This is a genomic window from Enterobacter sp. T1-1, from assembly GCF_000710795.1.
GTDB classification, from domain to species: Bacteria; Pseudomonadota; Gammaproteobacteria; order Enterobacterales; family Enterobacteriaceae; genus Enterobacter; species Enterobacter cloacae.
Genome location: NZ_JALW01000040.1, coordinates 61,978 through 85,862 on the forward strand (window position 1 = coordinate 61,978; position 23,885 = coordinate 85,862).

Sequence of the window (23,885 nt, forward strand, 5' to 3'; positions counted from 1 at the left end):
TTGCGTGCGTCACAGACGCGTCGATGAAGGCGAACTTCCTCGCCATTTGTTTGTCAGTACATAGTATTTTGCGCCAAATTGCCACGCAATGAGCAATTTGACGGGCGTAAAAAGTTTGCAGCGGCGGCGATCGGGACACAGATGATTCTGATTGATGACGAATCCTTTGCGTAGAGACACTGATGCCACTACTATCGTTCCACTATTTATGAAAATAACGACTGATATGCTTAAATTACGCCTGATTGGACTTACTTTACTCGCTTTTAGCGCCGCGACTGCGGTCCACGCTGAAGAAAAGCGTTACGTTTCTGACGAACTGAACACCTGGGTACGTAGCGGCCCCGGAGATAATTATCGCCTCGTGGGTACGGTAAATGCCGGCGAGGAAGTCACCCTGTTACAGACCAACACCGAGACCAATTATGGTCAGGTTCGCGACAGTTCCGGCCGTACCTCCTGGATCCCCCTGAAAGAGCTGAGTACCGTGCCAAGCCTGCGCACCCGCGTGCCGGATCTGGAAAACCAGGTGAAAACCCTCACCGACAAGCTGAACAACATTGACGGTACCTGGAACCAGCGCACCGCTGAAATGCAGCAGAAAGTCGCGCAGAGCGACAGCGTGATTAACGGTTTGAAAGAAGAGAACCAGAAACTGAAAAATGAGCTGATTGTGGCGCAGAAGAAGGTGAATGCCGCTAATCTGCAGCTCGATGACAAACAGCGCACCATCATCATGCAGTGGTTTATGTATGGCGGTGGCGTGTTGGGCGTCGGCCTGGTGCTGGGTCTTGTTCTGCCACACCTGATCCCAAGCCGTAAACGTAAAGACCGCTGGATGAACTAATTCGTCTTCTCTGCCAGACTTACGTATTATCTTGCCAAAAGAGAAAACGGGAGTGTAGGGCGTGAAGAGTTATCTGGTCGGTGGTGCGGTACGTGATGCGTTGTTAGGTCTGCCGGTCAAAGATAAAGACTGGGTGGTGGTAGGCGCCACCCCCGAAGAGATGCTTAACGCGGGCTACCAGCAGGTAGGCCGCGATTTTCCCGTGTTCCTCCATCCGCAAAGCCGGGAAGAGTACGCCCTGGCGCGTACGGAGCGTAAATCCGGTTCCGGCTATACTGGCTTCACTTGCTATGCCGCGCCCGACGTCACGCTGGAGCAGGATCTCCTGCGTCGCGATCTCACCATCAACGCGCTGGCGCAGGACGAGAACGGCCAGATCGTTGATGCTTATGGCGGCCAGGACGATCTGCGCAACCGTCTTTTACGTCACATCTCCCCGGCGTTTTCGGAAGATCCGCTCCGGGTGCTGCGCGTGGCGCGCTTTGCCGCACGTTACGCCCATCTCAGTTTCCGTATTGCCGATGAGACGATGGCGCTGATGACCGCCATGACCGAGGCGGGTGAGCTTGAACACCTGACGCCAGAACGCGTCTGGAAAGAGACGGAGAACGCCCTCACCACCCGCAATCCACAGGTCTTTTTCCAGGTGCTGCGCGACTGCGGCGCCCTGAAGGTGCTGTTCCCGGAGATAGACGCGTTGTTTGGTGTACCCGCCCCGGCGAAATGGCACCCGGAAATCGACACTGGTGTGCACACCCTGATGACGCTCAGTATGGCGGCCATGCTCAGCCCGGAGGTGGACGTGCGCTTCTCGACGCTGTGCCACGATCTCGGTAAAGGCTTAACGCCAAAAGAGTTCTGGCCTCGTCACCACGGGCACGGCCCGGCTGGGGTGAAGCTGGTCGAGGGGCTGTGCCAGCGCCTGCGGGTGCCTAACGAGATCCGCGATCTGGCGAAACTGGTGGCTGAATTCCACGACCTTATCCACACCTTCCCGATCCTGAAACCGGCCACCATCGTTAAGCTGTTCGATAACATCGACGCCTGGCGTAAACCCCAGCGCGTCGAGCAGATCGCGCTCACCAGCGAGGCTGACGTGCGCGGGCGCACCGGGTTCGAAGCGTGCGACTATCCGCAGGGGCGTTTGCTGCGCGCCGCGTGGGAGGTGGCCAAAGCCGTGCCAACCAAAGAGGTCGTCGAAGCAGGATTTAAAGGCCCGGAAATTCGCGAAGAGCTGACGAAACGGCGGATTCAGGCGGTATCAGAGTGGAAGGAAAAGCATTGCCCTCAGCCAAAAGACTGAGGGCAGTCGGTCAGAAGAAGACCACGTAAACCGCAGCCGCGACGATAAAGCGGTAGATCGCGAACGGGATAAACGAGATACGCTTAATCAGTTGCAGGAAGGTTTTAATGGCAATCAGCGCCACGATAAAGGCGGTGATAAAGCCCACGGCGAACATCGGAATATCGCCCGTGGTGAGAAAACCAATGCTTTTGTAGAGGTCCAGCGCGGTGGCGCCCATCATCATCGGCACCGCCAGCAGGAACGAGAACTCAGATGCCGCGTAACGGCTTACACCCATCAGCATCCCGCCGGAAATCGTTGCTCCTGAACGGGAGAAGCCCGGCCACAGCGCCAGACACTGGAAGCAGCCAATGATAAAGGCCTGGCGATACGTCATATCGTCCAGACCTTCTGCGCGCGGCGTTTTTGGCTTCAGCACTTCCGCCGCAATCAGCAGGAAACCACCGACCACCAGCGCGTACATCACGTTAATCGGGTTAAACAGCGATTTGATGGTGTCGTGGAAAACCAGCCCCAGCACCACAGCCGGGATCATCCCGAGCAGGATATGAATCAGCGTCAGGCGGCCCTTGCTCTCTCCTTCACGCTGTGGCAAACGCCCGAAGTGGATGCCGATCAGCCCAAACAGACGACGCCAGAACATCACGACCACAGCCAGAATGGACCCCAACTGAATGACCACCTCGAACGTCTTTGCGGTATCGCCTTCAAAACCCAGCAGGTGGCCAACAATAATCATATGGCCCGTACTGGAAACCGGCAAAAACTCCGTCAATCCTTCGACCACACCCAGAATTGCCGCCACCAGCAGCGAGTGCATATCGCTCATCTATAAACCCCTAAAAAAATATAAAAAAAACGGTCGCCCCAACAGCTACCGTGAAAGATACAGCTTTAAGACCGATATAACCTAAAATGGTTTAGCTATTATGACGTTAAATCTTTCCTTTCAGATTTGTGCCACGCTCAATGATGACCCCCACATTGGCGGCACGCGCCACCGCACCCGGCTTACTCAGCTTAATGCGCACCCACGGCGAGTTGAATTTGGTCAGCAGTAACTCTGCCACCTCTTCCGCCACGCGCTCCACCAGCGCAAAACGCTGCCCTTCAACGTGGGCGATGACCGTTTCACTGATGTCGGCATAGCTCAGACAGTCATTCACGTCATCACTTTTTGCCGACTTGCGGTTATCCCAGCCCATTTCGATATCGAACACCAGCTTCTGCTCGATGGTCTGTTCCCAGTCGTAAACACCAATAGTGGTGATTACCGAAAGTTGCTCTATAAATACAATATCCATCACGACCTGCCTGCTTTTTGGCTAAACCGGATACCACTTCCGGTGAATTATGCGTATTATCCACAGATGCTGAGAATACAGATACATTTTCAAAACGGAACAGCGTTATGAGTGCAATCGCGCCTGGAATGATTCTCCTCGCCTACCTTTGCGGCTCAATCTCCAGCGCCATTCTGGTCTGCCGCATTGCCGGGTTACCTGACCCGCGCGAAAGTGGCTCCGGGAATCCGGGAGCGACCAATGTACTACGAATTGGCGGCAAGGGAGCAGCCGTAGCGGTTTTGATTTTTGACGTTCTGAAAGGGATGTTACCCGTCTGGGGCGCGTATGCGCTGGGCGTGACCCCGTTCTGGCTGGGGCTTATTGCCATTGCCGCCTGTGTCGGTCACATCTGGCCCGTATTCTTCGGTTTTAAAGGTGGCAAAGGCGTCGCGACGGCCTTTGGTGCCATCGCGCCCATCGGCTGGGATCTCACCGGCGTAATGGCAGGCACCTGGCTGCTGACTATTCTTCTGAGCGGCTATTCGTCGCTGGGCGCCATCGTCAGCGCGCTGATTGCCCCGTTCTATGTCTGGTGGTTTAAACCCCAGTTCACCTTCCCGGTGTCGATGCTCTCCTGCCTTATCCTGCTGCGTCATCACGATAATATTCAGCGTCTGTGGCGACGTCAGGAGACGAAAATCTGGGCGCGGTTAAAGCGGAAGAAGAGAGAGACGCGGTAGGGTTTTATTTACTTTTAGTGGAATTGTTCCGTTCACTTTATGACCAACAGAATATGATGTTCCGGAACCCGTGAACGTGATAAGGGGGCCACCGCGGCCCCCTTATCAATCCCCGCGGCCCCGCGACGAAATCGGTGCTTCGCACTGCGCTCACCTCACGACCCGCTGCCTGCGGTCGGCTCAACTCGACATCCTGTCTCGATTCGCCTCTGGCCGCCATCCCTGGCGTCCAGCCCTTGTCATCCGGTCTCCGGTTCGCCGATTTCAGCGGGGACTCAACACCCGTGCCACATTCAAACTGCTGAGAAGGTTGAGGAAACGCCTGATCCGGCTGAAAATCGCTGAGGCGTTGACCGCAGGCCGGGGCGAGGCGCATGGATGCGCCAAGAGGGCGTGACCTACATGGATGTAGGATCACGCCCGACCCGATAGCCGGAGGGAATAAGCCGAAGGGACCGCGCAGCGGCGATTTTCTTTGCCGGGAGCCGGGATTGTTAAGGGGGCGGCGGGAGCCCCCTTAACACGTTCACCGCAGCGGGATACCCATAAAGCAGAAAAGCTATAGTGAACGGAACCCTTCCACCGCAGCCCCAAAATACAGGCCTCCATCCATAAGCGACTCATATGACAGCCTTCATTTCCGCCAGGGCATACTGAAACGTATCTCCCGGGCGCGCGAATGGAAGCACCATGTTAGCAACTCAGGTCACTGATAGTTCGTACAAAGGCTGGCAGGCCTCGCTTGACCTGCGGTTTTGCCACACGCCTGAGAAAACCCTCCTCCATGCCGCGCACCACGTCGGGCCGCTCACGGTACAGCGTCCATTCTACCCCGAAGGGGAAACCTGCCACCTTTACCTGCTGCATCCGCCGGGTGGCGTGGTGGGCGGTGACAGGCTGGATATTACCGTAAGTCTGGACGCCAATAGCCACGCGCTTATCACCATGCCCGGCGCCAGTAAGTTCTATCGCAGCAGCGGCCCACAGGCCCGCCTTAACCAGCACTTTTATCTCGATGAGGCGTCCACGCTGGAGTGGCTGCCGCAGGACACCATTATCTTTCCCGGCGCCAATGCCGCGCTGCGCTCCGTCTTCCACCTGAAGGCCTCCAGCACGCTGCTGGCGTGGGAGCTGTACTGTCTGGGTCGCCCGGTGATCGGCGAGACCTTCAGCCACGGCACGCTGGAGAGCCGCCTTGAGGTCTGGGTGGATGACGAGCCACGTCTGATTGAGCGTCAGCATATCAGCGATGGCGATCTTACCCCTGTTGCCGGGCAGCCGTGGCTCGGCACGCTGCTGTTCTATCCGGCCGGAGAAACGCACCTCGACACGGCGCGTGAGCTGCTCGCACCACTGAATACCTTTGCCGGGGCGACGCTCACTGACGATCTGCTGTCGGTGCGTTTTCTCTCCCATGACAACCTGATTTGCCAGCGGGTGATGCGTGATATCTGGCAGTCGCTTCGCCCGCTTCTCACCACCAAAACCGCCTGTTCGCCGCGTATCTGGCAGACATAAGAGAAACGTTATGGAACTGACCCCCAGAGAAAAAGACAAGCTGTTGCTGTTCACCGCCGCGCTGGTTGCCGAACGCCGCCTTGCGCGCGGGGTAAAGCTCAATTACCCGGAATCGGTCGCGCTGATCAGCGCCTTCATTATGGAAGGCGCGCGCGATGGCGAAACCGTCGCCTCGCTGATGGAAGCGGGCCGTCACGTCCTGACGCGTGACCAGGTGATGGAAGGCGTACCGGAGATGATCCCGGATATTCAGGTGGAAGCCACCTTCCCGGACGGGTCAAAACTCGTCACCGTGCATAACCCGATCGTGTAAGGAGCGCGTGATGATCCCAGGCGAATACCAGATCCAGTCCGGCAATATTGCCCTCAACGTCGGGCGAGAAACCCGGCTTATCATCGTCGAAAACCACGGCGACCGGCCTATCCAGGTGGGATCGCACTATCACTTTTACGAGGTGAATCCGGCGCTGAAATTTGACCGGGAAGCCACCCGGGGCTTTCGACTGAATATCCCGGCAGGCACCGCGGTGCGGTTCGAACCCGGCCAGAAGCGCGAAGTGACGCTGGTGAAGGTCACCGGGGCGCAACGCATTTTCGGTTTCCGGGGTGACGTGATGGGAGAAGTGAAAAATGGCTGAGATTTCGCGCCAGGCTTATGCCGATATGTTCGGCCCCACCACCGGCGATAAAGTGCGTTTAGCCGACAGCGAGCTGTGGATCGAAGTGGAAGACGATCTCACCGTCTACGGCGAAGAGGTCAAATTTGGCGGCGGGAAAGTGATCCGCGACGGTATGGGCCAGGGGCAGATGACCGCGGATGACTGCGTGGATCTGGTGCTGACTAACGCGTTGATTGTCGATCACTGGGGGATCGTGAAAGCGGATATCGGCGTGAAGAACGGGCGGATCTTCGCCGTCGGTAAAGCCGGCAACCCGGACATTCAGCCCGGGGTGACGATCCCGATCGGTGCCGCCACAGAAGCGATCGCCGCCGAAGGGAAGATCGTCACCGCTGGCGGGATCGACACTCACATCCACTGGATCTGCCCGCAGCAGGCCGAAGAGGCGCTGGTTTCCGGCGTCACGACGATGATCGGCGGCGGTACAGGTCCCGCGGCAGGGACCAACGCCACCACTTGCACGCCGGGGCCGTGGTATATCGCCCGCATGCTGCAGGCTGCCGATACCCTGCCGGTGAATATTGGCCTGCTGGGTAAAGGCAACGGTTCTAACCCGGATGCCCTGCGCGAGCAGATAGCCGCCGGGGCCATCGGGCTGAAGATCCACGAAGACTGGGGCGCAACGCCTGCGGCCATCAACTGCTCGCTGGAGGTGGCGGAAGAGATGGATATCCAGGTGGCGCTGCACAGCGACACGCTGAACGAATCCGGTTTCGTCGAAGACACGCTGGCAGCCATCGGCGGGCGCACCATCCATACCTTCCACACGGAAGGGGCCGGTGGCGGCCACGCGCCGGATATTATTACCGCCTGTGCGCACCCGAATATTCTGCCCTCCTCCACCAACCCGACCCTGCCCTATACGGTCAATACCATCGATGAACATCTCGACATGCTGATGGTCTGCCACCACCTCGACCCGGATATCGCCGAGGATGTGGCTTTTGCCGAATCGCGTATTCGCCGGGAAACCATCGCTGCGGAAGATGTGCTGCACGATATCGGCGCATTCTCGCTGACCTCCTCTGATTCCCAGGCGATGGGCCGCGTGGGCGAAGTGATTCTCCGCACCTGGCAGGTGGCGCACCGCATGAAGGTGCAGCGCGGCGCACTGCCGGAAGAGACTGGCGATAACGACAATTTTCGCGTGAAGCGCTACATCGCCAAATACACCATTAACCCGGCGCTGACGCACGGTATCGCCCATGAAGTGGGCTCCATCGAAGCGGGCAAGCTGGCGGATTTAGTGGTCTGGTCCCCGGCGTTCTTTGGCGTGAAACCCGCCACCATCGTCAAGGGTGGGATGATCGCCTGCGCTCCGATGGGCGATATCAACGCCTCTATCCCCACGCCGCAACCGGTCCATTATCGTCCGATGTTTGGCGCACTGGGTGCCGCGCGTCACGCCACCCGGCTGACGTTTGTCTCGCAGGCTGCGGACGCGCAGGGGATAGCGCAACAGCTCAACCTGCAGAGCGCCACGGCGGTGGTCAAAGGCTGCCGCACGGTGAAAAAGGCCGACATGATCCACAACGGCCTGCAGCCAAATATCACCGTCGATTCGCAAACCTATGAAGTGCGCGTCGACGGCGAACTGATAACCAGCGAACCGGCTGACGTTCTGCCGATGGCGCAACGCTATTTCCTGTTTTGAGGAGTGATGATGATCTATTTAACCCAACGCCTGGACCATGCGCATCCGATTACCGCCAGCGTCACGCTGCCGATTGACGTGCGGGTGAAAAGCCGTGCCCGCGTGGCGCTGAATGACGGGCGCGAAGCCGGGCTCATGCTGCCGCGCGGTTTACTGTTGCGCGGCGGCGACCTGCTCTGTAACGAAGACGGCAGCGAAGTCATCGAAGTGATTGCCGCCCCGGAGTCCGTCTCCGTGGTGCGCTGCGACGATCCGTTCCTCCTCGCCCGCGCCTGCTATCACCTGGGCAACCGCCACGTGCCGCTGCAAATCATGCCCGGCGAGTTGCGCTATCACCACGATCACGTCCTCGACGACATGCTGCGCCAGTTTGGGCTGGCGGTCACCTTCGCCAGCCTGCCGTTTGAACCTGAAGCAGGGGCCTACACCAGCGAGGCCCACAGCCATAGCCACTCTCACGCTCATTCACATTAAGGATTAATCATGCGTAAGTATTTACCCCTGTTACTGCTGGCCTTTTCCCTGCCTGCACTGGCACATCCGGGACACGGTGCCGACAGCTTCCATGCTGGTTTTTTCCACCCGCTGACCGGACTTGATCATCTGCTGATGCTTGCCGGTGCGGGCGTGCTCTCCGCGCTGAGCGGCCGCAAGCTGCTGCTGCCTTTTGCCACTCTCGGGATGATGCTTGTCGGTGCCATTGCGGGCAGCCTGCTCGGCGGCTTTAGCGGCATGGAGATGCTGATTATCGCCTCGCTGGGCGTCTGCGGCGTGATGATGTTTAAAACTGAAAATCGTCTACTGCTGGCGGTGCCTGCCCTGGCGATGTTCCACGGCTGGGCGCACGGGGTGGAGATGTCCGGCCACAGCTTCTGGCTCTTCACCAGCGGCTTTATGCTGGCCAGCGCCACGGTGCTGTGCGCCAGCTTCGCCGCCGGGTTACTGCTGCGCCGCCACGACGGACTGCGTAAAACCTTTGGCGGTGGGCTTATCGTCTCTGCCCTGCTGGCGCTGATGAGCTGATGGAACTCGCCCGCCAGCGGCTGCGTCTGATGCAGCTCTCCAGTAGCAGCCTGCCGGTCGGGTCGTTTACCTGGTCGCAGGGGCTGGAGTGGGCCGTCGAGACAGGCTGGGTTACCGACGCAGAGGCGTTCAAAAACTGGCAAACCCTGCAGATGGAGCAGAGCTTTTTCTGCGTCGACCTGCCGCTTTTTGCCCGGCTCTACCGGGCCTGTGAAGAGGGCGATCTGGCGGCAGCAAAACGCTGGACGTCATACCTGCTCGCCTGTCGGGAAACCCGTGAACTGCGGGAAGAAGAACGCAATCGCGGCGCCGCCTTTACGCGGCTCATCAAAAGCTGGGAGCCGGACTGCCCGCCCCTCTGGCAGCCGCTGTTTATGCAAAGCCAGCTCAGCGGCATGGCGTGGCTTGGCGTGCGTTGGGGTATTAGCGCGCACGAGCTGGCCCTGAGTCTGGGCTACAGCTGGATTGAGAGCGCGGTAATGGCTGGCGTCAAGCTGGTACCGTTTGGGCAACAGGCCGCACAACAGCTGATTATTGAACTCAGCGACCATTTTGCCGCCGGGTTTGAACAGGCATTTTTACGTGACGATGAGGCACTGGGCGCGGCGACGCCGCTTTCCGCCATCGCCTCTGCCCGCCACGAAACACAATATTCACGGTTATTCCGTTCCTGAGGATGCAACATGGCTGATTACAAACATCCCCTGCGCGTTGGCGTGGGCGGCCCGGTCGGTTCGGGCAAAACCGCGCTGCTGGAAGCGCTCTGCAAGGCGATGCGCGACACGTATCATCTGGCGGTAGTGACGAACGATATCTACACCAAAGAGGATCAACGCATTCTGACCGAAGCGGGCGCGCTTGAGCCGGAGCGCATTGTGGGCGTAGAGACGGGCGGCTGTCCGCACACCGCCATTCGCGAAGATGCCTCGATGAACCTGGCCGCGGTGGAAGCGCTCAGCGAGAAGTTCGGCAATCTGGATCTGATCTTCGTCGAAAGCGGCGGCGATAACCTGAGCGCGACCTTCAGCCCGGAGCTGGCGGATCTGACGATCTACGTGATCGACGTCGCCGAAGGGGAGAAGATCCCGCGCAAGGGCGGGCCAGGGATCACCAAATCCGATTTTCTGGTGATCAACAAAACCGATCTCGCGCCGTACGTGGGTGCCTCGCTGGAGGTGATGGCGCGCGACACCAACCGCATGCGTGGCGAGCGTCCGTGGACCTTTACCAACCTGAAAGCGGGTGACGGTCTGGCAACGATTATTGCGTTTCTGGAAGAGAAAGGGATGCTGCGGATCTGAAAAAAGGCCTGGCGCAATGCCAGGCCGTGAGGGTTATTTACAGCTGTTACTGGAAGAACCCTGCTCGCGCCACGCGCCCCACTGGCCGCCGGTTCCCGGGGTTTCCTGACCCGGGTTGACATACCACTGGTTGAACCAAATTTTACCGTTGTAAGAGACTTTGGTGCATTTGGTCGGGTAAGCGATTTTGGCGTTATAGGCCGGTGCGGCAGGTTTTACCGGCGTATCGTCTTTTTCCGGGGTGTCGTCTTTCTCGGGTACCGCCGGCTTAGTGACCTTAATGGTCATGCTGTCCGTCGCGGTCCGGCCATCCGCGCCGGTTGTGGTCAGCGTGAAGACCGCTTCTCCTTCGCTGTTGGCAGGAATAACGGCATAGGCATGCGCGCTATCCACGCTCTTCACCAGCGTGCCGTTCAGGTTCGCCTCCAGCGAGAAAGTTTCCGCCCCTTTTGTCACGCTCCAGTTATAGGATTTGGCATTCAGGCTCTTGCTGCCATCCAGCGGGTAGGTGCTCACGCCCGTGGTCGGGGAGACCATGGTGTAATCCGCGCCTGCCGCAGCGGTTGGGGCCGGAGCGACAGGGGTGTTACCGTCTTTCAGCGCCATAATACGGGCTACCGCGCGCTCCATGTCAGGCTGTGTCCCCACTTTTGCCGAATCCCCGTTCGCCAGCGGCGTACCGGTCTCCGCCAGAATCTGACGCATCTGACGCGGTGTCACGGTAATACCGTTGGCTTTGGCGATGCCTGACAGGCTTGCTACCACACCCGCAATAATCGGGTTCGCGGAAGAGGTTCCGGCAAAAGTCGCGGTATAGGAATCGTTAACGCCAGCGTTTTTATACAGATCGCCATAACCGGTGGTCACCACATCCCAGCAGCCCCAGGCAGAACTGGTAATGCGCGAGCCATAGGAGCTGAACGACGCTTTTTTACCGTCTTTCGCACAAAACGCACCCGCCAGAATAGCCCCGGAGTCCCGGACATTCACGTCATACTCCCCCCGGAACCCTGGGCTGTCCATATTGATATTCCCGTTACCTGCTGCCTCAATAACGTGAACACCTTTGTCGGTCAGCGCCTTAATAATATCGTAATAGGCGGTCTGGGATTCCATTGCGACCCAGCAATCCTTCTGACAACCCGATGGATAACCCCCCGCAACTTGTATCCCGATCTGCACCACATCACCCGCTTTTAGCTGGGGGATTAAATTATAGAGGTTATTACTCGCGGAGGCCGCATACCCCATCCGGCTTTTCCAGGCTAAACCGCGAATACCGGTGCCCATATCTTTCGCCGCCATAATCCCCACTGAAGCGGTGTCGTGATCATTGTTTGCAACATACGTCGTCTTGCCAGAGCTGAGGCTCATCGGCGGTAAGTTGGCATGGCTGGTATTCCAGGCATCAATCTCCGCCGAAATAATCGTTACCCCTTCACCCGCACTGCCTGCATAGCGATCAACACTGTCGCGGTTGACGCCCCCCATATAATAACCGGTGCGCTTAACGTCCGGCGCTTTGAGATAATCCTGCTTATTGCGGAAATCCGGAATGGCAGCAGACGTTAAATTATCATTCAGTGAGGACTTTAACTGTGGCGTAAGGGCCGTGTCATCCAGCGATACCGGCTCGGCTTCCGGGTACACAAACTCTACGTTCTGATTTTGTTCAAGCTCGGTGATAATATGGTTAATATATGTTTTATCCTGACTTTTATCTTTCGGTAACTCGATGCGCAGATAACGGTCAAAACCATAGCGTTTATTAAGCTCCGTCAATTCAGAGGACTGAGTAGAACTACGCAAGTTAGTCGGACGGAACATATTTGTGGTTGTCAGGGAAGAATCGCTCAAGGTAATTTTATTGTTTGTGGCTTTTAACAGACCTGTGGTCGGTTTTAGCTTGAGCACAATTGCGGTGTAGGTGGCATTATCCTGTGCAAATTCATTTTGCACCAGAGTTTCAGCCGCAGCAGAGAATGAAATTGCTGCACAAATAAAAAGAGATAAAGCGCTTTTTTTCATGATAATCACGGTTCCTGTGTGAATTGAAATTTTTCCTTTTTCAGTATCACTGACACACGGACCGCGAAGAATAAGAGTGGCCTACTCTGATGAACAGAGTTTTCTCTAAATAATTAAGAAAACTCCATACTGCGTTAATTTATATTTCGCAATGCAACGATACACTTAGATACAAAAAACGTAAAGCTTAATCATTATGAAATAATCAAGAGCCGTCGGCGTTAAAAATATTCTCGTTGCTGCTGCGACTTTACCGCAAAATGAATTTTAATAACATTATATCTTGCGAGGTGCTCCAACCGCCGTTGACCCCGCCATTTCATGAAAGGGTTAATACGACGCATCATTATGGACATTAAAATCGTTATCGCTGAAGAATCCTCGTTAATTCGACGCGGCTTATCCTCCATGATGCAGTCCCTCTCGTTACCCGCCGTTGGCATGGATCAGAGGTGCGTTCTGATCGGTGAGGCAGCGGCCTCCGCTGAACTTCAGTCGCTTCTTGGTCAGCATAATCCGGATATCGCTATACTTGGCTATTCGCTGACAACCAGCCTCAGCCGCCCTCCGCTCGGGGGAATGGACGGGCTGAAGCTCTTGAGATGGCTTAAACAGACCTATCCTGCGCTTAATATTATCCTGCTCTCGCCCTATGCAAACGCCACGCTTATCCGTCAGGCGCTAAAGGAAGGAGTCAGAGCGTACTTATCACGTGATATCAACGAGAAAACCTTAAGCCAGGCGATTACCACGGTCCTGAAAGGCGAGATTTATATCGAAAACCAGCTGGTGAATATGCTTTTCCGTCATGAAAAGACGGACGTGGAGAAACTCTCTCCGCGGGAAATTGACGTGCTGCGCCTGATATGTAAGGGGTTAAATTTGAAGGAGATTGCACAGTTTATGCATTTAAGCATCAAAACGGTCAGCGCACATAAGGTCCGGGCGATGGAAAAGCTGGACGTACAAAACGATTGCCAGCTTTACTCTTTGATCATCAAGAACCAGATGTTTGAGATCGGAATGTAAACGTCTCCCGCCGCTAAGACGGGAGCGTCGGTCAAGCTTCCGGCAGCTCCGCCAGCGGCCAGCGTGGACGTACGGAGACGCTCAGATCCGCCGTTGCGCCAGCGTTCAGGCGCACCATCCCGGCGTAGGCGATCATCGCCCCGTTATCGGTACAGAATTCCGGGCGCGCATAAAACACTTCCCCGCGACGCTTTTGCATCATCTCCGCCAGCTTCGCACGCAGCGTACGGTTAGCGCTGACGCCACCCGCCATCACCAGGCGCTTAAAGCCGGTCTGATCCAGCGCGCGTTTACACTTGATCATCAGCGTATCGACCACCGCATCTTCAAATGCGCGAGCGATGTCCGCACGGGTCTGCTCGCTGTCATCGTTATTGCGGATGGTATTGGCGGCGAAGGTTTTCAGGCCGGAGAAGCTGAAATCCAGCCCCGGACGGTCGGTCATTGGACGCGGGAAGACAAAACGCCCCTCCGTGCCCTGCGACGCCATTTTCGAGAGCATCGGGCCGCCCGGGTAATCCAGACCCAGCAGCTTAGCGGTTTTGTCGAAGGCTTCTCCGGCAGCGTCATCAATCGACTCGCCCAGCAGCTCATACTTGCCAATACCCGTCACGCTAATCAGCTGGGTATGGCCGCCAGAGACCAGCAGCGCCACAAACGGGAATTCGGGTGGATTCTCTTCCAGCATCGGTGCCAGAAGATGCCCTTCCATATGGTGAACCGGAATGGCCGGAACATCCCACGCGAAGGCCAGGGAACGGCCCACCGTCGCACCGACCAGCAGCGCGCCGACCAGACCCGGGCCTGCCGTGTAGGCGACGGCATCAATATCAGTTGAGTTCAAGCCGGCCTCTTTCAGCGCCGCCTGAATCAGGGGAACCGTTTTACGTACGTGGTCACGAGAGGCCAGTTCAGGCACGACGCCGCCGTAGTCAGCATGCAATTTCACCTGACTATACAGTTGGTTGGCAAGAAGCCCTTTTTCGTCGTCGTAAATGGCGATGCCGGTTTCATCGCAGGATGTTTCAATACCCAGTACACGCATGACTTGTTTTACCTCGTTTCAGTACCGCGCAGTGTAGAGCCTGGGCGGGTTGATGTAAAACTTTGTTCGCCCCAGGACATCCGCTCGTGTATACTCTTCCCCCTTATAAAAGTCCCTTTCAAAAACGCGTCGGTGCTTTACAAAGCAGCAGCATTTGCAGTAAAATTCCGCACCATTTTGAAATAAGCTGGCGTTGATGCCAGCGGCAAACCGAATTTATCAAAGGTGAGAGTTACATGCCGGTAATTAAAGTACGTGAAAACGAGCCGTTCGACGTAGCACTGCGTCGCTTCAAACGTTCATGCGAGAAAGCAGGTGTTCTGGCTGAAGTTCGTCGTCGTGAGTTCTATGAAAAACCAACGACTGAACGTAAGCGCGCTAAAGCTTCTGCAGTGAAACGTCACGCGAAGAAACTGGCTCGCGAAAACGCACGCCGTACTCGTCTGTACTAATCCATTGAGGGCGACAGTCCTCAATTGACAGACAGAGTAATAGTCGTAAGGCCGTGCTTCCGGAAGGAATGCGCGGCTTGTTTTCGTTTATGAGTTGCTAAAAACTTTTGGGGCATATGGCCGGACGAATCCCACGCGTTTTCATCAATGACCTGCTGGCAAGAACCGACATCGTCGATCTTATCGACGCGCGGGTAAAGCTGAAAAAGCAGGGCAAGAACTACCATGCGTGCTGTCCTTTCCATAACGAAAAAACCCCCTCCTTCACCGTCAACGGTGAAAAGCAGTTTTACCATTGCTTCGGCTGTGGCGCACACGGTAATGCCGTCGATTTTTTAATGAACTACGACAAGCTCGAGTTCGTTGAAACCGTCGAAGAGCTGGCGGCGATGCACAACCTTGAAGTGCCGTATGAAGCGGGCAGTGGACCAAGCCAGATAGAGCGCCATCAGCGTCAAACGCTGTATCAACTGATGGATGGCCTGAATTCGTTTTACCAACAGTCTCTTAAGCATTCTGCGGCTGAGCCTGCGCGTCAGTATCTGAACAAGCGCGGACTGAGCGACGATGTCATTGCGCGTTTCGCTATTGGTTACGCCCCGCCCGGCTGGGACAACGTGTTAAAGCGTTTTGGCGGCAATAGCGAAGATCGTAAATCGTTGATCGACGCAGGTATGCTGGTCACCAACGACCAGGGACGAAGCTACGACCGCTTCCGCGAACGGGTGATGTTCCCGATCCGCGACAAGCGTGGCCGGGTGATTGGTTTTGGTGGTCGCGTGCTGGGTGATGCCCTGCCCAAGTACCTCAACTCCCCGGAAACCGACATTTTCCATAAGGGCCGCCAGCTTTACGGCCTTTATGAGGCGCAGCAGGCAAATGCGGAACCTCCGCGCCTTCTCGTCGTCGAAGGGTATATGGATGTCGTTGCGCTGGCGCAGTATGACATCAATTACGCGGTGGCCTCGTTGGGCACGTCCACCACGGCCGATCATATTCAGCTGCTGTTTCGGGTGACCAACAACGTCATCTGCTGCTACGACGGTGACCGCGCAGGGCGCGATGCCGCCTGGCGTGCGCTGGAAACTGCGCTACCTTATATGACCGACGGGCGGCAGTTACGCTTTATGTTCCTGCCCGACGGTGAAGACCCGGATACGCTGGTGCGTAAAGAGGGCAAAGCGGCGTTTGAAGCGCGGATGGAGCAGGCTCAGCCGCTCTCCACGTTCTTGTTTAACAGCCTGATGCCGCAGGTTGATTTGAGTACCCCTGACGGGCGCGCGCAGCTCAGCACGCTGGCGCTGCCGTTAATCAGCCAGGTGCCCGGCGAAACGCTGCGCATCTATCTGCGTCAGGAGTTAGGCAACAAGCTCGGCATTCTGGATGACAGCCAGCTTGAACGTTTAATGCCAAAACAGGCTGAAAACGGCACGGTTCGCCCCGCGCCTCAGCTAAAACGCACAACCATGCGTATACTGATAGGGTTACTGGTCCAAAACCCCGAACTTGCACCGCAAGTGCCATCGCTGGCGGGTTTGAACCACGAAAAATTGCCCGGGCTTGGTTTATTTTCAGAACTGGTCAACACATGTTTGTCTCAGCCAGGTCTGACCACCGGACAACTTTTAGAACATTATCGCGGCACAAAAGAGGCCGCTACCCTTGAAAAATTGTCGATGTGGGACGATATAGCAGATAAGGACATTGCAGAAAAAACGTTCACCGACTCACTCAACCATATGTTTGATTCGATGCTCGAGCTGCGCCAGGAAGAGTTGATTGCTCGCGAGCGCACACACGGTTTGAGCAGCGAAGAACGCCGGGAGCTCTGGATGATAAACCAGGAACTGGCGAAGAAATAAGCAAAAAGACAAAAGTATTTAACGGCTTAAGTGCCGAATATCGATCGGGAAGCCCCCGGCAGCCGCACTGAGAGGCAGCGGCAAAAATATAAGTACGCCCTCGCTTTAAAGGTTGGCAAACCATCGCCGACACCAATCAAACGAATTAAGTGTGGATACCGTCTTATGGAGCAAAACCCGCAGTCACAGCTGAAACTTCTTGTCCAACGTGGTAAGGAGCAAGGCTATCTGACCTATGCCGAGGTCAATGACCATCTGCCGGAAGATATCGTCGATTCAGATCAAATCGAAGACATCATCCAAATGATCAATGACATGGGCATTCAGGTGATGGAAGAAGCACCGGATGCCGATGATCTGTTGCTGGCTGAAACCTCCAACAACACTGACGAAGATGCGGAAGAAGCTGCTGCACAGGTTCTGTCCAGCGTGGAATCTGAAATCGGGCGTACCACTGACCCGGTCCGCATGTACATGCGCGAAATGGGTACCGTTGAACTGTTGACCCGCGAAGGCGAAATTGACATCGCAAAACGCATCGAAGACGGGATCAACCAGGTTCAGTGCTCTGTTGCTGAGTACCCGGAAGCGATCACCTATCTGCTGGAGCAGTACGATCGTGTTGAAGCGGAAGAAGCGCGTCTGTCCGATCTGATCACCGGTTTTGTCGACCCGAACGCTGAAGAAGATATGGCGCCAACCGCCACTCACGTCGGTTCTGAACTGTCTCAGGAAGAGATGGATGACGACGAAGACGAAGATGAAGAAGAGAGCGACGACGACAGCGCCGATGATGACAACAGCATCGACCCGGAACTGGCGCGTGAGAAGTTCGCCGAGCTGCGTACCCAGTACGAAGTGACGCGTGACACCATCAAAGCCAAAGGTCGCAGTCACGCTGCTGCTCAGGAAGAGATCCTGAAACTGTCTGAAGTCTTCAAACAGTTCCGCCTGGTACCAAAACAGTTCGACTACCTGGTGAACAGCATGCGCGTGATGATGGATCGCGTACGTACCCAGGAACGCATCATCATGAAGCTGTGCGTTGAGCAGTGCAAAATGCCGAAGAAGAACTTCATCACCCTCTTCACCGGCAACGAAACCAGCGAAACCTGGTTCAACGCGGCTATCGCAATGAACAAGCCATGGTCTGAAAAACTGCACGACGTGAAAGAAGACGTGCATCGCGGTCTGCAGAAGCTGCAGCAGATTGAAGAAGAGACCGGCCTGACCATCGAGCAGGTCAAAGACATCAACCGTCGTATGTCCATCGGTGAAGCGAAAGCCCGCCGTGCGAAGAAAGAGATGGTTGAAGCAAACTTACGTCTGGTTATCTCTATCGCCAAGAAATACACCAACCGCGGTCTGCAGTTCCTGGATCTGATTCAGGAAGGCAACATCGGTCTGATGAAAGCGGTAGATAAGTTTGAATACCGTCGTGGTTACAAGTTCTCCACCTATGCGACCTGGTGGATCCGTCAGGCAATTACCCGCTCTATCGCGGATCAGGCGCGCACCATCCGTATTCCGGTGCATATGATTGAGACCATCAACAAGCTCAACCGTATTTCCCGCCAGATGCTGCAGGAGATGGGTCGCGAGCCGACGCCGGAAGAGCTGGCTGAACGCATGCTGATGCCGGAAGACAAGATCCGTAAAGTGCTGAAGATCGCCAAAGAGCCAATCTCTATGGAAACACCAATCGGTGATGATGAAGATTCGCATCTGGGTGATTTCATCGAGGATACCACCCTCGAGCTGCCGCTGGACTCTGCCACCACCGAGAGCCTGCGTGCTGCCACGCACGACGTTCTGGCTGGCCTGACCGCCCGTGAAGCGAAAGTACTGCGTATGCGTTTCGGTATTGATATGAACACCGACCACACGCTGGAAGAAGTGGGTAAACAGTTTGACGTTACCCGCGAACGTATCCGTCAGATCGAAGCGAAGGCGCTGCGTAAACTGCGCCATCCGAGCCGCTCTGAAGTGCTGCGTAGCTTCCTGGACGATTAATCCAGGTAAACAGCAAAAAGCTCCCAATCGGGAGCTTTTTTTTTGTTTATCCCCTCTCCCTGTGAGAGAGGGCCAGGACGAGGCATCAGGCCGCAGAGGCCCCTAAAGCCCCCGCACCACCAGCGCCTCGTCGAGCTCCCTGTAAGCTTCCACCAGTTTATCCAGCGTTGCCCTGTTAAGTCCGCTCGGGTTTGGCAGCACCCATACCTGCGTCACACCGATGGTGATGGCCTGTTTACCCCATTTCACCCCGCGCTGGCTGAACGCCTGCTCATAGGCCTGTTTCCCCAGAATCGCCAGCGCGGCAGGCTGGTAGTCTTCGATCTTCTTAATCAGTTCCCGCCCGCCAGTGCGCAGCTCATGCAGGTTGACTTCGCTCGCCTGCACGGTTGGTCTCTCCACCAGCATGGTGATCCCGCAGCGCGTATCCAGCAGATGCTGCTCCTCTTCAGGCTTGAGTAACCGGTCGGTAAACCCGGCCTGGTAGATCACTTTCCAGAAGCGGTTCCCCGGATGAGCAAAGTGAAAACCGGTATGCGCCGAGGATTTACCGGGGTTGATCCCGCAGAACACCACCCGTAGCCCCGGGGCCAGAATATCGTTGATCATATTTACTCCCGATTGATACATCATCATGGAAGTATAAAGGATTGATTATGCGTTGTTTATAAAAACAGCAGGCGGGTGTGAATGGCTGGATTGCTGCGGGGAGTTACATTATAATCCACCGCCACGGCCCCTTAGCTCAGTGGTTAGAGCAGGCGACTCATAATCGCTTGGTCGCTGGTTCAAGTCCAGCAGGGGCCACCAAATTTTAGCAATAGAATCAGCTAATTAAGCCACTCACATGAGTGGCTTTTTTGTTGGCTCAATTTGCAGTGGCGATGAAATGGCGGTTGATGTCTGGAACCATGACCCCTGTGATGTAAAAAAAAACCCGCTTCAAGCGGGTTTTTTTACATCCATAACTGACGCTGACCTGTAGGCAGCGGATGCGGAGGCGCTGGATTTACGCATTCAGGTGTAACAATAAATCTCTCCACGGATTCCATTGTCACAAAGGTACAACTGCAATTTATGTTTGTGCATTGATGATACCGTTCTTTGGTGTTTTCACTCAGATATCGACTTGTGCGAGCATGAGCCGCATGTTTGCACTTCGGACAATGGAACATTCAACACCCTCAATTCACCGTTAGTGAATAAATGATACCCAATAATTCACCAATTTGGAAGCTTACCCCTCTACCATCTCCTCCGTTGTGTATTCCAAATCCGAAACCTTAACCTCAAGCTCTAAGCCCGTCGTGTAGCCGCTCCCGTTAAGGTTATGCACCACCCGGCTGATTATCCATGCCTGTTCGTCTATGACGCGCTTAAAGCCTTTTACTGCCACTGGCATTTCAGGAAATAAATCAGCCCGGCCAATGGCCAGCGAGATTGAAAACTCCGCGACGCCGCGCTGCAGCTTGTCCCACTTTGCCTGAGCTGCGCGCATGGCCTGAGCCTTAGTCGCGTAGATGGTCGTCAGCTCCAGCACGTTGTCAGACTCGCCGACCATGTACTCACCCTCACGCGCTTCCTGCTCTTTTTTGGCTTTAGTCTTTGCCGGGGCTTTGGTCGCTTTCGGGTGCTGCAGCGCTCGCAGGTGCTGCTCTTTGGGCTTGCGCTTAAGTTTCACCTTCTGCTTCTGTGGCTTCGGGTCTTTGGTGTGAAGCCATTTCGCCGTAACGCCCGTGTAGGCTTCGCGGTCAGCGATGGCAAACTGATGATGATCGCCATCGCCGCGCTCAAGAGTCATCTGTGGAATGGATTTCCCACTGGCCGTCTTACCGCTCCCGGCTTTCAGGAATAGCAGTTTCCCCGCTTTCACCGATACTGACGCACCGTTGCGGTCAGCCAGGCGGGACAGAAACACCGCGTCGGATTCCTGAGTCTGGTCAATGTGGGGAACGGGGATCGCTTTCAGCGTGTCGGCCACGCTGGCCTCCAGCTTATTGCGTGCCGCGATGGTCTCAACAATGACGCCGAGCGTTGTGTCGTGCCATGACTGTTCCCTTCGGGAGTTCAGCGACCCGCGAAAATCAGCGCTGCGCCCCCGGATGGTCAGCGTATCAGGCGCACCCCGGTGCTCGATTTCATCGACCGTAAAAGTGCCTTTTTTTATCAGGCCGCTACCCTGCCAGCCCAGCCACAGCGTTAACGTTGCGCCGCGCGGGGGCAGTGCAATTTGCCCGTCGGTATCATCGAGCTCAATATCGAGCTGGTCGGCCTCGAATCCGCGATTGTCCGTCATGGTCAGGCTGATTAATCGGTCGCTAAAATCCTGCGTAATATCTTCGTTATCCTGCTTGAGCATAAACGCAGGGGCTATCTTTGCCCCGGCCTGAATATTCATCCCCGTAATCATCCGGCTAGCCCTCCCAGCCAGTTACCAGCAGACGTCACCAGATTGTCAGCCTGCGTTTTCAGGTCGCCATAAATCGCCGCGAGCGACTCATCGACCCGTTTCAGCGAGAGACTAAACTCGATTTTTCTGGCCGCGCCGTCGTTGAATAATTCGGTGTGTGTATGGGTCACTTTATCGATGACATACATGCCGTGGATCATGCCCGTACCGTCAATGAGCGGCCACGCTCTGCCCTCATCGGCCATAAGCTCAATGGCTGTCAGTGACAGACGTCCGCCGGTGATTTCGGGGTACAGCACGCCCGAAAGCGTGCGTGATGTTTCGCCCTCCCCTAGATACTGATAAGCCGGTGGTTTTCCGATGCGGTCATTTGACGCCCAGCGGTAGTCCTTCGAATACTGCATCGACTGATGCGGCAGAGTGCGGCGTTCAAATACAAATAAACCTAACACCATTAACATGCTTTATCCCCCTCAGTCATGACGCATACTTGAGCGCTGACGCGCACGGTTTTCCCGGTCGAGTTTATCGACAGCCTCGCGGAGCTGGCGGTCGAGGTCGCTACCCGGCGCGATACCACCATTCAGGTGAATGTTATATTCAGGCTTGCTCTGGTCGACGTAAGTCTTCCCGGCGGGAGCTGGAACTGGCTGATACCAATGAAAACCACCGTAAGCCGCGTTTGGTCTGATGTATGGCTCGTTTTGCGAGCCCGTTGCGGCGCTGGCTTTTGCTGCCTTCTGGTCAAGGTCGCTCGACTCTTTATTGATAACCCCGAGCTTTTCCAGTAACCAGTCAACGCCGCTGCGCAATTTATTGAAACTTTTGAGCGGTAACATCAGCGCGTCGGCCAGCACTTTACCGAACATCACACCCGCATTTTTACAACTGTCGAGAGTATCCTGCGTGGCCTTAACCGGCGCGATCAGGTCTTTAAACCACTGCCAGACCCCGCGCAATTTATCCATGAAAGAATCGAATACCGGTGCGAGCGGTGCGAAAATTTCCGCCACCGGCGCAAAGGCCGCTTTAAGTCCCTCCACCACGCCCGAAAAGAATGCGCTTATTGGCTCCCAGTATTTGCGTATCAGGAGCGCCCCGGCCACCACCGCACCGGCGACCGCTATCACCGGCAGACTGATTGCCCCGAGTGCTGTCGCTATCGCGCCGCCTGTAACTGTAAAAACTGTTCCCAGCACACCCGCTGCGGCGATAATCGCGTTGATACCCATCACCACTGGCCACGCCACCAGACCAATTCCGCCGATAATGCCAATCAATGCCAGTGCGCCACCGGCAATAACACCGATAGTGGTCGCGAGTGATTTATTGCGTGTGATCCAGCCATCGAGTTTTAAAACATATCGTGTGGCCGTCTGCGTGAGTTTGCGCAGTGCGCCCTCCTGCTGGTCAAACAGGTCTGTACCCACAGCCTCATAAGCGGACTGAAACTCTTTAAAGTCGCCGCCGAGGTTGTCCTGCATGATTTTGACCAGCTCCTCGGTTTTCCCATCCGAGGCTTTAAACGCCTCGGTGAGTTTGTCGAGCTTGCCGGTCGACGCTGCGGTCATCAGCACCGCTGCAGCCGAACTAGCCTCTTCACCGAAGATGGTTTTCATGTACTCGCCGCGCTGGCTGGTACCGAGATTGTTTTTCTCAAAACTGCGCTGCATTTCCTTCAGGATGGAAAATATCGGGCGCGTGTTTCCTTTATCGTCAGAGGTTTTGACACCGAGCTCTTTGATTGCTTCATACGCTTTACCGGTCGGTGCCTGCAGGCGGCTCAGGATTGCACGGCTACCCGTTCCCGCCATCGAGCCGGTAATTTTGGCATCGTGCAATGCGCCGACCATTGCGGCGGTCTGCTCGATACTGACACCGGCATTTTTCGCCACTGGCGCGGCATAGGTCAGCGCATCACTCAGCCCGTCAAAGTCGGCAGCGGTTTTGTTCATCGTCATCGAGAGAACATCACCGATGTGTGCGATCTGGTCGTTGGAAAGCTGAAACGCTGATTTCATCCCCGTCAGCAGGGCGGCGTTTTCCTCCATTGAGCGCTGATTCGAAAGCGCCATATTCAATGTGACCGGCGTCGCCGCCTGAATCGCCTCGGCACCCCCGCCGCTTTTCGCAATGATAATTTGCGCGCTCGCCGCATCGTCTGCAGACGCGGCTGTATTGTCACCGAGCTGGCGCGCCTGTTTGCGCAGCGCCTCCATTTCGGGTGACTGTTTCTCAACACCGAGCACCGCCTGCAGCTCAGAGTTTTTTTGTGCAAACGAATAGCCAGGCATAAGGAGTTTCACCCCGGCCATCGTTCCTGCAGTAGCGATACCTACACCGGCAGCCCCTGCTGCGGCCATATTTCCCGCAAGCTCCTTGCCTGATTTATATCGCTCTTTCACCTGGCTTAATTTCGCCTGCTGCGCACTGACACGCGCCAGCGCCTCACGCTGCCGGTTAAGCTGTGCGGTTGTCTCGCTGATACTGGTTTTCAGGCGTCGCTCGTCTGCCGACAGCGTACGGGTGTTTATCCCGGCCTGCGCCAGCTCGGTGCGCTGGCGCTGTACCGACTGCCTGAGCCCGTTATATTTGAGCTGCAGGTCAGCGGCGGATTTCTTTGCCGCCTCCCTCGCGCGCGCCCGCGCTTTTGTCGGGGTTTTTGTTTTTTTAAACTGGAAGGCCAGTGCT

General features: G+C 56.0%; 24 protein-coding genes and 1 tRNA gene. 16 read left to right on the forward strand and 9 right to left on the reverse strand.

Annotated elements, in window-relative coordinates; translation table 11 throughout:
* The first annotated feature begins 226 nt into the window (after positions 1–226).
* A complete protein-coding gene (locus tag AK59_RS0113815) occupies positions 227–847 on the forward strand; it encodes a TIGR04211 family SH3 domain-containing protein (protein WP_013098761.1) in 621 nt (206 codons plus the stop codon).
* 61 nt (positions 848–908) lie between these two features.
* Positions 909–2,150 (forward strand): multifunctional CCA addition/repair protein, encoded by a 1,242-nt coding sequence (locus tag AK59_RS0113820; RefSeq protein WP_023620520.1) that lies wholly within the window; start codon positions 909–911, stop codon positions 2,148–2,150.
* Between the two features lie 10 nt (positions 2,151–2,160).
* On the opposite strand, the gene bacA is transcribed toward AK59_RS0113820, so the two are convergent.
* Positions 2,161–2,982, reverse strand: coding sequence for an undecaprenyl-diphosphate phosphatase (gene bacA / locus AK59_RS0113825; protein WP_014833310.1), 822 nt, complete (start codon positions 2,980–2,982; stop codon positions 2,161–2,163).
* 106 nt (positions 2,983–3,088) lie between these two features.
* Positions 3,089–3,457, reverse strand: coding sequence for a bifunctional dihydroneopterin aldolase/7,8-dihydroneopterin epimerase (gene folB / locus AK59_RS0113830; protein WP_013098764.1), 369 nt, complete (start codon positions 3,455–3,457; stop codon positions 3,089–3,091).
* Between the two features lie 107 nt (positions 3,458–3,564).
* Between folB and plsY the strand changes: the two genes are divergently transcribed.
* The 9 genes from plsY (at position 3,565) to ureG (ending at position 10,355) form a co-directional block, all read left to right on the forward strand.
* Positions 3,565–4,179: a glycerol-3-phosphate 1-O-acyltransferase PlsY gene (gene plsY, locus AK59_RS0113835; RefSeq protein WP_013098765.1), complete on the forward strand. Its 615-nt coding sequence runs from the start codon at positions 3,565–3,567 to the stop codon at positions 4,177–4,179.
* A gap of 690 nt (positions 4,180–4,869) precedes the next feature.
* Positions 4,870–5,697: an urease accessory protein UreD gene (locus AK59_RS0113840; protein ID WP_029883052.1), complete on the forward strand. Its 828-nt coding sequence runs from the start codon at positions 4,870–4,872 to the stop codon at positions 5,695–5,697.
* A gap of 10 nt (positions 5,698–5,707) precedes the next feature.
* On the forward strand, positions 5,708–6,010 hold the full coding sequence (locus AK59_RS0113845; protein ID WP_003862556.1) for an urease subunit gamma: 303 nt from the start codon (positions 5,708–5,710) through the stop codon (positions 6,008–6,010).
* 10 nt (positions 6,011–6,020) lie between these two features.
* Positions 6,021–6,335: an urease subunit beta gene (locus AK59_RS0113850; protein ID WP_013098767.1), complete on the forward strand. Its 315-nt coding sequence runs from the start codon at positions 6,021–6,023 to the stop codon at positions 6,333–6,335.
* Positions 6,328–8,031 carry an urease subunit alpha gene (ureC, locus tag AK59_RS0113855; RefSeq protein ID WP_029883053.1) on the forward strand — a complete coding sequence of 568 codons (1,704 nt, stop codon included), beginning with the start codon at positions 6,328–6,330 and terminating at the stop codon, positions 8,029–8,031. Before AK59_RS0113850 ends, ureC begins: the two co-directional genes overlap by 8 nt.
* Before the next feature lie 9 nt (positions 8,032–8,040).
* Positions 8,041–8,505, forward strand: coding sequence for an urease accessory protein UreE (gene ureE / locus AK59_RS0113860; protein WP_020689459.1), 465 nt, complete (start codon positions 8,041–8,043; stop codon positions 8,503–8,505).
* Between the two features lie 9 nt (positions 8,506–8,514).
* Positions 8,515–9,054, forward strand: coding sequence for a HupE/UreJ family protein (locus AK59_RS0113865; protein WP_020689458.1), 540 nt, complete (start codon positions 8,515–8,517; stop codon positions 9,052–9,054).
* Positions 9,054–9,728 (forward strand): urease accessory protein UreF, encoded by a 675-nt coding sequence (locus tag AK59_RS0113870; protein ID WP_013098771.1) that lies wholly within the window; start codon positions 9,054–9,056, stop codon positions 9,726–9,728. Before AK59_RS0113865 ends, AK59_RS0113870 begins: the two co-directional genes overlap by 1 nt.
* A gap of 9 nt (positions 9,729–9,737) precedes the next feature.
* Positions 9,738–10,355 carry an urease accessory protein UreG gene (ureG, locus tag AK59_RS0113875; RefSeq protein WP_013098772.1) on the forward strand — a complete coding sequence of 206 codons (618 nt, stop codon included), beginning with the start codon at positions 9,738–9,740 and terminating at the stop codon, positions 10,353–10,355.
* Between the two features lie 33 nt (positions 10,356–10,388).
* Here the strand turns inward: ureG and AK59_RS0113880 are convergent, their stop codons facing one another.
* Positions 10,389–12,314: a S8 family peptidase gene (locus AK59_RS0113880; RefSeq protein WP_231501498.1), complete on the reverse strand. Its 1,926-nt coding sequence runs from the start codon at positions 12,312–12,314 to the stop codon at positions 10,389–10,391.
* Between the two features lie 417 nt (positions 12,315–12,731).
* Between AK59_RS0113880 and AK59_RS0113885 the strand changes: the two genes are divergently transcribed.
* Positions 12,732–13,412, forward strand: a complete 681-nt coding sequence (locus AK59_RS0113885) for a LuxR C-terminal-related transcriptional regulator (protein ID WP_029883055.1) — start codon at positions 12,732–12,734, stop codon at positions 13,410–13,412.
* Between the two features lie 31 nt (positions 13,413–13,443).
* Here the strand turns inward: AK59_RS0113885 and tsaD are convergent, their stop codons facing one another.
* On the reverse strand, positions 13,444–14,457 hold the full coding sequence (tsaD, locus tag AK59_RS0113890; RefSeq protein WP_013098775.1) for a tRNA (adenosine(37)-N6)-threonylcarbamoyltransferase complex transferase subunit TsaD: 1,014 nt from the start codon (positions 14,455–14,457) through the stop codon (positions 13,444–13,446).
* Positions 14,458–14,693: 236 nt separating this feature from the next.
* On the opposite strand from tsaD, the gene rpsU reads away from it, so the two are divergent.
* From rpsU to rpoD, 3 genes are all read left to right on the forward strand, one after another.
* The gene (rpsU, locus tag AK59_RS0113895; protein WP_001144069.1) at positions 14,694–14,909 is read left to right on the forward strand and encodes a 30S ribosomal protein S21; all 216 of its coding nucleotides are present in this window, start codon (positions 14,694–14,696) and stop codon (positions 14,907–14,909) included.
* Between the two features lie 116 nt (positions 14,910–15,025).
* Positions 15,026–16,771 (forward strand): DNA primase, encoded by a 1,746-nt coding sequence (dnaG, locus tag AK59_RS0113900; RefSeq protein WP_014833324.1) that lies wholly within the window; start codon positions 15,026–15,028, stop codon positions 16,769–16,771.
* Positions 16,772–16,936: 165 nt separating this feature from the next.
* Positions 16,937–18,784: an RNA polymerase sigma factor RpoD gene (gene rpoD, locus AK59_RS0113905; RefSeq protein WP_013098777.1), complete on the forward strand. Its 1,848-nt coding sequence runs from the start codon at positions 16,937–16,939 to the stop codon at positions 18,782–18,784.
* Positions 18,785–18,886: 102 nt separating this feature from the next.
* On the opposite strand, the gene mug is transcribed toward rpoD, so the two are convergent.
* Entirely contained in the window at positions 18,887–19,393 is a 507-nt protein-coding gene (mug, locus tag AK59_RS0113910) for a G/U mismatch-specific DNA glycosylase (protein WP_020689452.1), read from the reverse strand.
* 125 nt (positions 19,394–19,518) lie between these two features.
* Here mug and AK59_RS0113915 point away from each other — a divergent pair.
* Positions 19,519–19,594 (forward strand) — tRNA-Ile (locus tag AK59_RS0113915).
* A 146-nt stretch (positions 19,595–19,740) separates the two neighbouring features.
* Here the strand turns inward: AK59_RS0113915 and AK59_RS01000000123770 are convergent.
* The 4 genes from AK59_RS01000000123770 to AK59_RS0113930 form a co-directional block, all read right to left on the reverse strand.
* A complete protein-coding gene (locus tag AK59_RS01000000123770) occupies positions 19,741–19,959 on the reverse strand; it encodes a DNA-binding transcriptional regulator (RefSeq protein ID WP_032618577.1) in 219 nt (72 codons plus the stop codon).
* Positions 19,960–20,021: 62 nt separating this feature from the next.
* The gene (locus AK59_RS0113920; RefSeq protein ID WP_029883056.1) at positions 20,022–21,194 is read right to left on the reverse strand and encodes a phage late control D family protein; all 1,173 of its coding nucleotides are present in this window, start codon (positions 21,192–21,194) and stop codon (positions 20,022–20,024) included.
* Positions 21,191–21,655 carry a phage tail protein gene (locus AK59_RS0113925; protein WP_029883057.1) on the reverse strand — a complete coding sequence of 155 codons (465 nt, stop codon included), beginning with the start codon at positions 21,653–21,655 and terminating at the stop codon, positions 21,191–21,193. The genes AK59_RS0113920 and AK59_RS0113925 overlap by 4 nt, the downstream gene beginning before the upstream one ends.
* 12 nt (positions 21,656–21,667) lie before the next feature.
* On the reverse strand, positions 21,668–23,885 hold a 2,218-nt coding region (locus AK59_RS0113930; protein WP_029883058.1), incomplete at its 5' end, for a phage tail tape measure protein.